The sequence below is a fragment of the Flammeovirga agarivorans genome (assembly GCF_012641475.1).
Lineage (GTDB): Bacteria > Bacteroidota > Bacteroidia > Cytophagales > Flammeovirgaceae > Flammeovirga > Flammeovirga agarivorans.
On the sequence record NZ_JABAIL010000002.1, the window covers coordinates 335,135 to 349,747 of the forward strand.

Sequence of the window (14,613 nt, forward strand, 5' to 3'; positions counted from 1 at the left end):
GGATCTTTATTGTTTAACGATTAGAATTTGGATTAATTATTCAATCATAATAAAACTTCCCCAATAATATGGATCTGGTTCTTCTGATAAAAGTTGTAATTGTGCATCTCTAAATGCCTTATACTTATCACCATACAATAACCAAAGTTCATAAAACTTACTCATCAGTTTTACGGTAAATATATCATCTACATTCCATAAGCTTGTGATAAACGTATGGGCTCCAGCAACACTAAAAGCATACTGAAGGCTAGTAATCCCATCATCGTCTTCATTAGAAACCACACCGGTATTACACGCAGACAAAACCACTAATTCTGTTTTATCTAAATTTAACCCTGTTACTTCAAAAGCGGATAAAATTCCATCTATTCCTTCAGAATAATCTAAAGTCAAAGTATCGTTTAGGTTTGAAGATTCTGATAAAAAAAGACCCGACCTAAGAAGGTTATAATCAGTTACCACATTTTCGCTTTGTAAGAAAAAGCCATGCGTAGCTACATGTAAAATATATGGGGAACGTTTTAATTGCTTGATATTTTTTTCTGTTGCTTTCTTATTTAGATAAACCTCAGTTTCCCACCCTTTGTTTACTAAAATTTCATCTATCTTTTTTATTTCCTTTTCTGTGCCTGGCAAGTTGGTGATGGGTACTTGAATATTACCTACACCTTTTAAAGTTGGAGCTCCTCTTTCATCATCATTATTACTTGTATTATTAAATACAGGTGCTCCCAATAGAACAGCATAATCATCTTTTGAAAAGGTGTTTTCCCTTTTAAAGTCTCCGAGTTCCAAAGCCGTTGACATCAAAATAATCTCCTCCTCCTGAATAAGAAATTTCTTAGTTACTGGATTTTGAAAAGTATTAATGTTCACTTTATTATAAATACCATATGGACAAAAAAGGATAGTAGAATGATTGGGTAAAAGGCTATCTAACTTTACTTGAATTGGCTCCCATAAACTTGCATATGCTCTCTCCCCTGTAGGTTTATTGATTCTTATTCCTCTTGATTGTCTTTCTGTTTCTTTATACCAATCTTCACTTTTCTCTATGAGCTGTAGCAAGTCTTCCTCCTCTCCTATCCTAACTATAAATGGATAAGATTTATTCTTTATCAGAATTGTTGCAAAATATTCTACGTCCTTTTTATTGTAGTCATATACTTTGATCACTTCTACAAAAGACTCTGATTCTTCTAGCTTATTTTGTATATCATGCCAATTCTTGATTTGTGATTCTTCATCGTTTATTTCAATTTCTGAAGAAGCCAATAACAATGATTTTTCAAGTTCTACTACCCTTTGTTTTAGTTCAATAGGATGTTCTCTTTGTTGTATTCGTTCTTCGTCGCTCATAAAATACAAGCAAGATAACTGCGATCGTAACTGTATAAGTTTCTCCAAATAAGGGAATATGGCTCCTTCACCTTTTATCTTTTCTAGGGCGATCAATTTCTTCTTGGAGATCTTTGAACGGTACTTCAATATCGTTTTGTTAGCTATATTAAAGTTGATGTATAAGTTTAATATCTCTGGTGTAATTGCCTCGCCTTTATCATAAATGATTGCATTAAAAATGTCTCCAACGTCGTTCGTTCGTTTTAGAAAAAGTACCCTTTCCTGTTCATTAGAATATAGTAACGTCTTCTGATAGAAACTCAACCTGTTTTGCAAGGCCTGCTTCATATAGGAAATCATTTGTTCATCGTCTCCTTTGATCGAATATAAATAAGCTAAATGTGCCAAAAGTGATGCATATATTACTGTGTTTTCATCACATCGATAGAGTATCGCATTAAATATGGTCTTAGCTTCTTCATATTTTTTTAACTGAACTAGTGCTTTAGCTTTTAAGAATTTTAATCGAACTACATGTACTTCTGTATCTGACAAATAGTTCTCTTTTGCGATTTTAATGGCTTTATCATAATAATTAATTGCTTCCCTGTATTTCTCTTGTTTAGATAAAGACCAACCTTTTAAACCAAAAACCATAAGCATAAAAGCATGGTCCTGAGAAAATTTCTTTGATATTATTTTCTCTGCTTGTTTAAAGCTTTCTTCTGCCAGCTTGTAATCACCTTTTTCAACTAAATTCCATGCTAAATTATATTGATAGATAGAATATGCAGTAGTATGTGTTTTTCCTGTGGATACTAAATATCTATAATTCTCAAAAAGCTTTTCTCTTCCATCAACAGGGTTCCCATATAAGAAATTATAATCCACATAAATACTCACTGAGATAGTATACTCATCATGGTATTTCTCCATTCGGTTATCCATTAGATTATAAAACTCTGATAGAAGGATCTCATGCTGAACAAAATTCCCATTTAGAAACTCCTGTCTCGCCTTTGTAACTAAATAAAATAAATATATGTCTCCACTTTTTTTGATGTACTTACTCACATCCCTCATATGAAAACTTGCGATTTCATATTCACCGATGATAAGATATACATTTACTAATTCTAGTTGTGCCCTTTTGTATGCAGATTGATGGTAATTTCTTAAAGAATAGATTTGAAGAGCTTCTTTTAGGTTTTCAGTAGCTAATTGATAATGAGACATTTTTTTATTTACCGTTGCCATCAAACTCAAAATATTTGCATAGAGAATCTGGTTTTTCCCCAAGACATGAATAGCTCTTTCTTTTGCCTGTTTATAAACTTCAATTGCCTTCTCGAAATCTTCCGTTTTAGCGTAACAATCTCCTAGAACTGTTAACATTAGTAGGTATTGAGATGTGTTTTGAAGCTCATTCTTTTCAAGGTCTTTTTTTATAGTAGCAAGTAGTGTTTCTGCTTTATTGAAACGCCCCTGTTGTAACATCATTTTTGCCCAATAAATCTGATAGCTAGTAAAATTAAGGTAGAAATCTTGCTCAATTTTATAATCTTTCATCATGGATAATGACTGCTTGAATTTCTGATCTGACAACACTATATCTCCATTTAATCCATGTAAAAAACCTTCGTTAAATAAGGTCATACTATAAATGGGGTTATCATAGCCTACTGTTTTCTTGTGTAGTGTATTTATTGTTCTCAATAAGATTTCGGCCTTATCTTCTTCCCCTATAATTAGATAAGTACCCACTAGGAAATTTGTCGCCAAACAGTAATCAGGATACATTGATCCTGCCGAATTATCCATGACATCAAGTGACTTCTTAAAATATCGAATGGCTTCTTGGTAGTTTTGTTTCTCTACATAGATTCTACCTAAATAAATATAAGGCAATACTAGCTTGATGCTATACTCATCGTCCGTTTCTCTTAATACTCTTTCTATACTGTAGATCAGATAGTTTTCAGCTTTATCTAGTTGACCTTGAGTACGGTATTCGTTTAAAATATTATGATCAAATACAGGCTTAAACTCTTGTCCAAAAGCATGTAATGATACGAATATAAACAGCAGTAATATAGTTCTATAAATAGTTTTTTGGGGCATCAATAGTAATCAGGTGATTTGCTCTTTAATTAAGTTACGAATTAATTTATCATCACAAAAGCTCCCCAGAAGTAAGGCCTTTTATAACGGGCCATAATATCTAATTGAGCTTGGTAAAAAGCCTTATGTCGATCTCCCATTACATTCCAATGCTCATAGAATTTTGTCATTAACTCTTTCGTTGCTCTGTCATCAACACTCCATAAACTCATCACAACAGAATGTACTCCAGCAATAGAAAACGCATATTGTAAACCGGAAATCCCTTCTCCTTCGGTCACCTCAGAAACACCCGATTGACAAGCAGACAATATCAGAAGCTCAGTATTGGATAAATTTAACCCTGCCACTTCGTAAGCAGTCAAAATACCATCAAGGCCTGAATTATAAATTTCATTTAAGCTTTTAGTATCAGTCTGAATAAACTCTGAGAAGAATAAGCCTGATCGGAGCATTGGGTTATTGGAGACAGAATACCTCATTTTATTTAGAAAGAATCCATGAGTTGCTATATGCAATACCGTTGGAGAAGTCTTCAAGGTCTTAATTAATTCTTCGGTGGCTGCTTCTCTTGTAAAAACTTCTACTTTCCAATTATTTTTCATCAATAACTTTTCAGAAATTTCTATCTCTTCCCCAGTTCCGGGCAGTTCGTCTAATTGGATTTTCAGACCTTTACTTTTTGTTGCTCTAGTACCATTCTCGGAAAGATTGTTTTCTTCAAACACCGGATTACCTATTAATACAGCATTTTTCTTCCTGGGCATCTCTTGGTTTCTCGTACTACTTAGTAATTCTGTAGAACCATTTAATTGTTTGATATATTCTTCTTGAATAAGGTATTGCTCCGTCATTTCGTTCTGAAGTGTGTTTACATTAATGAGGTTGTATATACCATCAGCTATAAAATAAATTGTATTGTACTTTTCCTTTCGTGTTTTGAGAAAGTTTGAAATTGGTTTCCAATAAATTTTATAGGGACTACTTTCTTCTTCAGCTTCTACCATCACCATATTTCTACCTAAAGGTGTAGATTTTCTTTGGTAGATTGAAAACGCCTCATTTTCTAATTGTTCACTCTTCCCAATAGGTACATACATAGGATACTCTGCATTCTTATCCACTACTAGTGCAATATATCTAGATGTATTACCTAGTGATGTTCGTAGCTTTACTATCTCTATAACTACTTCACCTTCTTTTAATACATTTTTGATATCCTTCCAGCCTTTATAAATAAGATCAGACTGTTGATTGACATAAGCATTACTCGCCAAAACTAGAGACTTTTCTAGGTTATTGATATTATCTAACAATAAGTAAGGATCAACTCCCAGTTCTTTTCGTTGTTGTACCGACATATAATTTAATGCTGCAATACCATCTCTAAGCGATAACATTTTACTTAGATAAGCGGGAAAACCTTGGGCAACTCTATCGTCTTTATACTTGTATAAGTGCTTATTTCTTTCTCTTGTTTCGACCAAAAAGAAGCTTCTAAATTTTAAGTGGATATCATAACAGTTTTTCAACATCAAAGGAGTTACATTATCTCCCATCATGTACATAATATCATAGAAGACATCAAATAAGCTTCCTGTTTGGTGTAGGTACTTAATCTTATCTTGAGAGCTAGAATATTTCATGGTATTATCATAAAATTTCAAGCGTGCTTGGATGGCCGAGATAATCATCTCTTCTGCTTTATCCCAATTTCCTAACAATGCGTTAGTGTAGGCAATACCACCATTCACCATAGTATCCAAGATAGTTCCCGTTGTCACCTTTTCATCCAACTCTATAAAAATATCTAAGGCGTCTTGGTATTTTTGTTCTTTTATGAGGAGGTTAGCATAACTGATTTGGGTGTAAATAAAATGAACATCATATGCAGTTACTTTTTCTTTAAAGATTGAAAATGCAATACCGAAATAATAATTCGCTGAATCTAATTTCCCTTGTTCTGAATAAATATTTGCAAGTTCTTCACTATTGTATGCCTTTAAAATCGATGTATCAAGGTTTAAGAAATCAATGAGTTCATTTGATGATTTTAGATTTGAAATAGCTTCTTTAGTAGCTCCCTTTCTCCTATCAGTAAAACCTTTACAATACAGAGTCTCAGCAAAATTTAAAGTAGAATCTTGATCAATTCTCTTTAATAGCTTAATCCCTTTATTAATAATATTTTCAGCCTTATCTGTTCTTCCTGTGTAAGCCAAAAGTTCGACGTAATCGAGATTTGTTTCTAAAAAGAAGCGAGTATGAGTCATGTTCTTATCAAGCATTCTTGCTAGAGTTTGAGAGAAAATCAGCTCGGATTCTACAAATTCTCCCTTAATGATCAATAAGCGGGCAGTTGTTATTTGAAAAGCATCATTTTGCTTTACCTCTTCTTCTCCTACTGCTTGTTGAATAGTGTTGAGATAATCCTCAGCCAGTTTATACTCTCCCCTTTTTAGTGCTACATTGGCTAAAATCACTAAACAAGATGTATATCTGACTACCTCTGTTTCATCCATCTTATAGATTTCACTGGCCGATTCCAGCAAAGGAGTAGCTTTATCAAATTGACTAATTTCAGCATATAGATTACCTATACGTTCTTCTACTGCGGCATATGCAAAATGATTTGTCCCTACCATCTTCTTCACATGAAATTCAGCATCTTTATAACTTTCCAATGCTTTATCATAGAAACCTGCTAAGCGATAAGCATCTCCCAAAACCAACAAACATCTGCTATAATTAGGGGAATTCTCTCTTTTTTTTGCGTCTAATTCACTTAATGTCTTCTGCATCAAATCAATTGCTTGATCATGTCGAAAAGAAATAGAATAAAGATGTGACAAATGAATATCCACCTCTTCAAAGTCTTTATCAAAAGACCTTCTATATTTCATATTTATGGCTATTCTTTTAGCATCAAGCATATATTGTTCAGCCTTCTCGAAACTTCCCTCATAAGAATAAATCATACCCCAATTCATTAGATAATGGGCATAATTAATAGAATTTTGACCTATCGTTTTATCGATAATAATCTTAATCTCTTTTAAAAGTTTCTTTGGGTATTCAACTTGTCCTAATCGAATATAACACGTCGCTAAATAATTTAAAGAAATTGCATAATCAGGGTATAACCATCCTGTGGTTTCTTCTAAAATATCTGCAGAATATTGAAAATGATTTAAGGCCTCTCCGTACTCTTGGCGTTCTAAACAAACTCTACCTAAAGAGAACCTTGCTATGTTTTCATGGATAGACATTTCTCCATGTTGTGCTTGCATAGCTTCTACCCATTCCCAAGAGTTTTTCTTTGCCAGATCTAATTCCCCTTTATTGATAAGGGTTTGGATTGCTTCCATTGTAAATGGATTTCCAAAATCTTCTGCTTTGAGACTTTTAGGAATTAATAAAACAATTAGTAATAAAAATATTGTTCGTAGAGTGTGGGTCATTTCTGTGTAGTTCTATACCAAGTCTATATAAAATTGAAGAGAAGTAATTTACTATTAAAAAATCATAAAACAGTACTTTTTTATGATTTTCAATGACCAAAATTGATAAAAACAGTGTCCTGTATTTAAGCTATTGAAACACTTTAATGTTAATAATATGGAATTTTAACTTAAAAATGATACATTTTAGAAACATTGTAACTATTTTTGTGAAATATATTTCAATTGCTTAAAATGATTCGACACATATGGAAACAATTATTCTTACATTTATCACCATTATTGCCATTTACAGTGCTATTAAAATCACTTCTTGGTATAAATATTTAGGTTTAAGCTCAGTAGAAGCCATTTCACTTTCTATTTTAACATCTTTCTTTATGGTGATTACTGTAGGGAAGTTAGTAAAGGAAGTATTAGTAGGTTTACATTATTTACCTGCATAACAAATAGCAATAGCCACTTCATTTCCGATAGTTTTTAAGTCAAATTCCCAGTTATTATCTTCCCCAATTTGTAATTGCCATTTACCATTCACGTACCAAAAGCTGAAATTGTCTAATAAATAGGATTTATCTGTTGCCTTGATGAAAGCCTCTTTCATTGTAAACAGCTGAAAAAGAGCAATTTTTCTCGCATCCTCATTTTGAATAGATTTTATCTCATTAATTTCTTGTTCTGATAAAAACCATTTCAATTTATCCTCATCCAGTTTTGAAATAGGCTCTAGGTCTATACCTATTGGCTGTTGTGATGTTACTACTACTAAGTACCCGTTACTATGTGAAATATTGAAGTGATAGTTTTTCTTTCCATAAATATTTGAGAGGAATGGTTTCCCATTTTTTGTGTATGAAAAAGAAATTTGTTTTGGTTTAAGTCCTAATTCTTTTGCTAGAATGTGTTTTAGGAAAGTTCTTGCTTTTAAAAACTCCTCTTTTTTTATCGGAGAAATAAATCGTTTGTATCGTTTAAGTTCATCCCCATCTAATAATGCAAGTTCTCCTTGAATCGAATCAACAGTAGTCGTGTTTAAATTATATGGTTTTGTATCTGTCATAAATCAGGTCTTGAAAATTAACTTTCTAATACGAGTAAAGAGTTAATTTAAATGATTAGTCTTTCTCTGAATTTTAAATTAACATCCAAAGCGTCCAAATTTCCAAATAATAGATCGATATTTTCGATGCTTTTGTGAGTGACTAATCTTTAAATTTTCCTATTCGTAAAAAACTCTTGATAAAAAAACACCTCATCCTTAATAAAAAGAATGAGGTATAAGGTGATATAGAAATTGATATTATTTTAGAAGACCATTTGCAATTACTTCTTCATCAGATTGTCTAATCAGACGATAATGTCCTGCCCTTTCAAGCAATTGATCATAATTAATAGAGTCTCCATTTACATCTACATTGATGATATCTTCTTCGTATGTTGGGTCATTGTATCTTTCATCCAAAATACCTACCAATGCTACCTGAGCAGCACTTTCATCCGTATAATCTGTACCCTCATATAAATAGATTCTATATGATTCACTTTCTTCTAAAAACTCTGAATAGCTACTCTTAAAAAATGCCATCCCATTGATTCTTTCATGCATCTCAATAGTAAATTCTTCTCCAGAGTAATCAATATGATTAAAATTAAATACGGAGATCGTATGTGTTCCATTTAATGCTGATGTTCCTACATCTGATAATGCGAAGTATTCTGTTCCATTATATTCAGGATCACTATCTTTATTCATTCTTACAGAATATTCAGAAGAGATAATTTCGTTATATGTTATTGGCGTACCGTCTTTTCTCTCTCTAAGGTCAAAATAGATCACTTCATCTGTATCTACTTTTGTTTTACCCAAGTGAGCTAGAATTACACCTTGTTCAAAGTAATTATCATCATTTAGATTGATCACAAAAGATGAATAAGGCTTAGAATCTCCAGTCATTTGATGAGAGAACAGTACATTTCCATTTACACGCTCTTCAAACTTCACCCATCCATTAATAAAATCTTCACTACCAGGTTTTGCAAAATCATACATCATTACTTCACCTGTTAATTCATTCCCTCCTACATCAGCTTTACCATAATATCCTTCACCTTGGACTATAGGCTTCTTTTCAATCAATAAAAAAGCATCTTCTATTGAAGCTGGTGTACTATATTCCTCAGGTAAATTAGTATAGCTATTATTATCAGAGAACATAGGAATGTTGGCCAATTCGATAAATGGATTATCAGTTTTTACTCCAGAGTTTTTAGTTCCTTCATAAAGGTCTATCACATATTCATATTGATTGTCCGGGTTTACAAGATTGACTCCGACTAACATAGGTCCGTCTGTTCTAGGAATGAATGTAGAATAACCTACGACTTCACCAGAAGCATTCGTTATTTCGTACGTTTTCTCCCCATCATAATCAAACTCATTTGTCCCTAATTCTGTGATGGATTCGATATTTAGGTCATTTTCTTTTTTGATTACTCTTAAGTGAGCATTTATTTGAGTTAACTCTTGGTAAGTATATTTTTCTGATAAATCAGTAATAGATTCTGTTTCACCTTCTGCAATTGGTGTCAGCGTTTCAATAGAAGTTGCCGAAAGGTCAATTGAACCATTATATAATTGCACTTGATATTCTTCAGAGGCTGCCTGATCTAATGTAACTCTAAGTATAATTTTTCCATCTTCATCTTCTTCCAAATTTACCGTACCATTGTACGTAAATTCTTCTGGTTGAATCATTTTATAAGATTTCGATACAATAGGTTGGTTACTTGGTATTGGATTCTCTTCATTATCACAAGAGATAAATCCAATTGTAAAAATTAGAAGTAATAAGGTAGATTTAATATAATTCATAGTATCAACAGAGTAATTAATTTTCATATACAGTTATAGAACGACAATATTTTGTTCAATGTTTAACTATTTAAATTAATTAACAACATGTGCTATCAATTAGTTCAAGGGTATTAATTAAAAATAGCACCTCCTAATTGCTCCTGACTTCCCTTTTGTTTTGATGTTGTTTTATTACCGCCTCCTATTCTGTACCTAAACGTTAATCGGACTACTTTAGACTCCCAATCATATAGTTTGTCTTCAGAAAAAGTAGGTTGATTTCTAGTCATTGCATATTGTTGAGTATCTAAGACATCATCAACAGAAAGAATTAAACTGCCTTGACCTTTCATCATAGATTGAGACAACGATGCATTGATAAAATACCTCCCTTTTACATCTCCTTGAGGGTTTTTAGAAGGTGACATGTATTTATAAGTCAGTAAAAATTGACTCCCTTTCCATAACTTCATATTTGAAGAAAGCCCGGCATTCCAATTATAACTTGTCTGATAAACACTCTCATCGACGTTTGTTCCATCAATCATATTATAGTAAATACTTAAATTACCATTGATAGACCACCAATCGTTTAATGTAAGATCGCCTACAACTTCCCAACCTGCATCTACACTTTTTTCCATATTTACAACGGTATTAATCATTACACCATTTTCTTCTGTAGTATACCACCTTGCTGGATCTGTGTATAATTTGTAAAATAAAGATGTTTTGATATTAAACTTTTCTTTATTTATTGCATACCCTATCTCAAATATATCCAAAAATGTGGCATCTAGCTCTGGGTTACCTTGCTGAATATAGCTCGGGTTTGATGTATCTTCAAAAGGATTAATCATTCTCATCCCTGGACGTTGAACTTTTCTACTATATGAGAAAAATACATTGTCATATTCTCCTAAGCCTTGTTTTAAGTTGAGACTTGGATAGATCTTGAAGTAATCATTTTCGTATACTTTTGATGGATCTGACTCCAAGTAAGAACGAATAAAGGTTTGCTCTACTCTAACACCCACCTGATAACTAAATTTATTTTTGTTACCCGATACCATTGCATATCCTGCTGTAACATGTTCATTATAATTGAAGATATTATTTCTATCCTCATTAGGAATATAGCCTCCCGTATTTTCGTCATAATCTAAGACATACAACCCCTGAGATTTTCCTCTGTAGGTCTGTTTGAATCCCGTTTCTAATCGTAAACCATTACCTAATAGACGAGAATAATCTGTTTGAAAGGCAAAATTATTGAAAGTAGCTGTAGTGTTATTATACTCGGAGGTTCCCATGGTTTTATCTACATCTACATCTCCAGCTGCAAATGCTAAACTCATGGCTAACTCCTCACCTTCTCTATCCGTTGTATGAAGATAATCTAAACGTCCATCCACCTTAAACTTCTGACCTACATTAGTATTGTAAACTGAAGAAGAATCAGGCCTACCTTGATCAATTGTTTCTATTGTTGTGAGGTCTCCGTATCTACCCCAATCAATCCAGACTAAGTTAGCGGCTACATTTAATGAGTTCTTTTCATTAAAATCATATTGACCGCCAAGTGAAAGGTTATGCTTTTCAAAATTATTATCTCCATAATATTGCTGATCTGTATTTTTGAAAGGTTCGTCCTCTCCAAAATTTTTCAGATTAGCATCCATAGAAGTGTACCTATTTTCTTGTTTATAATTATATCCTAAGTTTAAGGATAACTTTCCATCTTGTTTGTTTAATCCTATACCAGCATCGTATTTATCATTAGTTCCAGTACCCAATAAAATATTGGCCGAACTACTTTTTAAGTTTGCACTAAAAGTGGAAATATTAATGATTCCTCCAGTTCCATCAGCATCATATCGAGCAGAAGGGTTAGAGATAATATCGATGTACTCAATATCATCTATGAGAATTTGTTCTAATATAGGACCATACTCACCAGACTGACTTGCAGGTCTATTATTAATAAAGATTTGGACTCCAGTGTTACCTCTATAACTTACAACACCGTCTGCATCTACATCAACAGCGGGTATTAGTTTTAAGGCATCAATGGCATTTCCATCAATGATTTTGATGTTTTTCCCTATTTCATATCGGTCATTATTACTTGGAGGTTTACTACTTCCAGAGTGTTCTTTCTGAGACTGAGCTAATAATGATGTTCCGTACGATAATAAAATTAACAATAACAGGTTTCGTAGCATTCGCGTATAAGTTTACAACAAATAATACGACATCAAACAATATTAAGTATAAACTATTTAATCATGTTTGCAGTTAGAATGTTAATTTTAATACGTAATAATAGAATTTAACGCAATTAAACAAAATAGACCATCAGCATTGCATATATGATAGACATCATACAATCCAACAAACCAACCCCTATATTTCTATCTTTTACCAATTCATTATAGAGGTCAGATTTAGGTATAATTACTTTATCAAATAGGATTGTTGAGAAGAATAAAAGTATAGTCATGATTGAACAATCAATAAACATACTCACAAAAGTTTCTTTCCAACCCAAGAATTCTTTTCCCAACGTCATCATTACAATCAAACCAATAGCTATCATTTTACCGGCAACACTTAGTGAGATAGAAACATTTTGGGATTTAAGATCCGATTGTATATCATACCTTGAGAATTTAACGAACCCTTTTGTATAGGATACTAAAAATATCTGACCGATAAAGTAAAATAAAACGGCTTCTCCTGGACCTCCATCATCGCCAGCTATTGCACTCCCAATCATTAACCCTGTTGCGATATAAGAAGCCAATTGAACTATGCCCACCGCTATATTCTTCTTTTCCCGTATTTCTGTCATATTTGATATATGATGAAAAATAAGGTGATCATTAATAAATCGGGAAACAAACATAGCTAGTACTCCTCCAAATGAATACCCTCCAACAACTAATAAATCTTTCCATAAACCTTGTGATGAACCCATTGAGGCTCCAAGAAATACAATAGATACTCCAATGAAGTATCCTGTCATACTAACACTATAAGCTACATTATCTTTATCCGTAAGTTCTTTATTTACATCATATCTAGTCACCAGCCCCAATATTATTCTAGCAAAAATTAATACCAGACTAAATAATAGAATATAAGCTAATGTTTCTCCCCATTTATCGATTTCAAAATCGGTTATACTATACATAATGTTCAGATTGAAGTCAGATTTATAATTCAAGGAAACTATCCTTTCTTAATCAAATATATTCATTTCCAATATTGAAACGAACACGTATCTCATACTGAATTTAAAAAAAAGTAGAAAATAAAAGAGGCTATCCCAAAATAAAGTTTCTGAGATAGCCTCCTTTTTATAAGAAAATTAATTAACCTCTTGTAAAGATCCATTCATCTCCTTTAGATAATTCGTCATTATAGATATATCCTTCATAATTGAAACCTTTCAATTGCTCAGGGTCCGTAATCTTATTATCGACAATATACCTCACCATTAGTCCTCTCGCTTTTTTTGCAAAGAAACTAATCACTTTATATTTATCACCTTTAAAATCTTTGAAGTTTGGGGTGATAATTCTCGCTTCTAATTTCTTTTTATCTACCGACTTAAAGTATTCGTTTGAGGCTAAATTGATTAAAACAGGATCATCCTTCAATTCTTCATTTAAAGATGTCGTTACTGTTTCTTTCCAAAACTCATATAAGTTTTTCTTATCATTTACTCCCCACTTTGTTCCCATCTCTAAACGGTAAGGTTGCATTAAGTCCATTGGCTTTAAAACGCCATAAAGACCAGATAAGATACGTAAATGATCTTGTAAAAAATTTTGCTGATTTGTATTTAATGAATAAGCATCCAAACCTACATAAACATCTCCTTTAAAGGCATAAACTGCTTGTCTGGCATCTGAAGGATCAAAATCTTTCTTCCAAACATCAAAACGCTCTTTATTAAGGTCTGCTAGTTTAGGACTAATAGACATTAAATCACCAATTTTTTCTGCTGATAATTTAGATAACGACTGAGCTAATTGTTCCGATTGGTTTAAAAATCTTGGTGTTGTTTCTAATTCAGTTTCAAAAGATGATTCATAATCAAGACTTTTGGCAGGAGATATTACTATTTTCATTTGTTTCTTCTTTATAATGTTAAGCAAAGATAAACATCCCTTTCTTCAACATCCAATTGATATTTTCAATAACTGTATAAGCTATTTCGATCACTTAAGGTTTTACAACTTCTCCTCCTGCAGACTTCCAAGCTGTAAACCCGCCTTCCAAATCAATTACATCTGAAAAACCCATTGCCTTCAACTCTTTCTTTGCTTTTGCAGATCTTACTCCCCCTTTACAAAACACCATTACCGTAGTTTCTTGATCTAAATTCTTCACTTGATCTTTAAAACTAGAAGATTTAATATCTACATTAATTGCTCCTTCCATTGTACCTTGTTTGTACTCTCCGGGAGTTCTCACATCGATAATAATAGCCTCAGGATGTGCTTTTCTAGCTTCAACAAATTCAGATACAGATACTTGAGGTTCAGTTTGAGAATTTGTACTTGAACAAGATGAAATCAGTGATAAAAAAATTACACTAAGTATACAGGATATTCTGAAAAAATTATTCATTTTAAATATATTTTACTGATTTTCAATACCATAAAAATAATGGCATGATTTTAATTTCATTTCTACAACAAAAAAACCTATTTTTCGTGTATATATATGATAATGGATGTAATTATCATTTTTTTTAAGTGCCCTTAAAGTTAATATTTGTTTGCACAATAATAAAATTACATCTATTAATAAGATCACAGC

9 protein-coding genes are annotated in these 14,613 nt (G+C 32.3%); 1 reads left to right on the forward strand and 8 read right to left on the reverse strand.

The features are described from left to right. Window positions 1–36: 36 nt before the first annotated feature. Window positions 37–3,465, reverse strand: a complete 3,429-nt coding sequence (locus HGP29_RS06165; protein WP_168881495.1) for a CHAT domain-containing protein — start codon at window positions 3,463–3,465, stop codon at window positions 37–39. A gap of 41 nt (window positions 3,466–3,506) precedes the next feature. Further along, window positions 3,507–6,926: a CHAT domain-containing protein gene (locus HGP29_RS06170; protein ID WP_168881496.1), complete on the reverse strand. Its 3,420-nt coding sequence runs from the start codon at window positions 6,924–6,926 to the stop codon at window positions 3,507–3,509. A 248-nt stretch (window positions 6,927–7,174) separates the two neighbouring features. On the opposite strand from HGP29_RS06170, the gene HGP29_RS06175 reads away from it, so the two are divergent. After that, complete coding sequence (locus tag HGP29_RS06175; RefSeq protein ID WP_168881497.1) at window positions 7,175–7,372, forward strand: hypothetical protein; 198 nt, start codon at window positions 7,175–7,177, stop codon at window positions 7,370–7,372. Here the strand turns inward: HGP29_RS06175 and HGP29_RS06180 are convergent. The 6 genes from HGP29_RS06180 to HGP29_RS06205 all read right to left on the reverse strand — a co-directional run bounded on the left by HGP29_RS06180 (window position 7,357) and on the right by HGP29_RS06205 (window position 14,421). Then, window positions 7,357–7,986, reverse strand: a complete 630-nt coding sequence (locus tag HGP29_RS06180; protein WP_168881498.1) for a 4'-phosphopantetheinyl transferase family protein — start codon at window positions 7,984–7,986, stop codon at window positions 7,357–7,359. The two genes, HGP29_RS06175 and HGP29_RS06180, sit on opposite strands and share 16 nt — an antisense overlap. Window positions 7,987–8,226: 240 nt before the next feature. Continuing rightward, a complete protein-coding gene (locus HGP29_RS06185) occupies window positions 8,227–9,798 on the reverse strand; it encodes a hypothetical protein (protein ID WP_168881499.1) in 1,572 nt (523 codons plus the stop codon). A gap of 113 nt (window positions 9,799–9,911) precedes the next feature. After that, the gene (locus tag HGP29_RS06190; protein WP_168881500.1) at window positions 9,912–12,005 is read right to left on the reverse strand and encodes a TonB-dependent receptor domain-containing protein; all 2,094 of its coding nucleotides are present in this window, start codon (window positions 12,003–12,005) and stop codon (window positions 9,912–9,914) included. 116 nt (window positions 12,006–12,121) lie between these two features. Continuing rightward, on the reverse strand, window positions 12,122–12,976 hold the full coding sequence (locus tag HGP29_RS06195) for a DUF350 domain-containing protein (protein WP_168881501.1): 855 nt from the start codon (window positions 12,974–12,976) through the stop codon (window positions 12,122–12,124). 181 nt (window positions 12,977–13,157) lie between these two features. Continuing rightward, complete coding sequence (gene yaaA, locus HGP29_RS06200) at window positions 13,158–13,919, reverse strand: peroxide stress protein YaaA (RefSeq protein ID WP_168881502.1); 762 nt, start codon at window positions 13,917–13,919, stop codon at window positions 13,158–13,160. A gap of 94 nt (window positions 13,920–14,013) precedes the next feature. Continuing rightward, window positions 14,014–14,421 (reverse strand): rhodanese-like domain-containing protein, encoded by a 408-nt coding sequence (locus HGP29_RS06205; protein ID WP_168881503.1) that lies wholly within the window; start codon window positions 14,419–14,421, stop codon window positions 14,014–14,016. Window positions 14,422–14,613 lie beyond the last annotated feature (192 nt).

Coding starts and splice junctions, on each gene's coding strand:
- HGP29_RS06170 (WP_168881496.1), bottom strand. CDS start 6,926: ATGACCCACACTCTACGAACAATATTTTTATTACTAATTGTTTTATTA.
- HGP29_RS06175 (WP_168881497.1), top strand. CDS start 7,175: ATGGAAACAATTATTCTTACATTTATCACCATTATTGCCATTTACAGT.
- yaaA (WP_168881502.1), bottom strand. CDS start 13,919: ATGAAAATAGTAATATCTCCTGCCAAAAGTCTTGATTATGAATCATCT.
- HGP29_RS06185 (WP_168881499.1), bottom strand. CDS start 9,798: ATGAATTATATTAAATCTACCTTATTACTTCTAATTTTTACAATTGGA.
- HGP29_RS06205 (WP_168881503.1), bottom strand. CDS start 14,421: ATGAATAATTTTTTCAGAATATCCTGTATACTTAGTGTAATTTTTTTA.
- HGP29_RS06165 (WP_168881495.1), bottom strand. CDS start 3,465: ATGCCCCAAAAAACTATTTATAGAACTATATTACTGCTGTTTATATTC.
- HGP29_RS06180 (WP_168881498.1), bottom strand. CDS start 7,986: ATGACAGATACAAAACCATATAATTTAAACACGACTACTGTTGATTCG.
- HGP29_RS06190 (WP_168881500.1), bottom strand. CDS start 12,005: ATGCTACGAAACCTGTTATTGTTAATTTTATTATCGTACGGAACATCA.
- HGP29_RS06195 (WP_168881501.1), bottom strand. CDS start 12,976: ATGTATAGTATAACCGATTTTGAAATCGATAAATGGGGAGAAACATTA.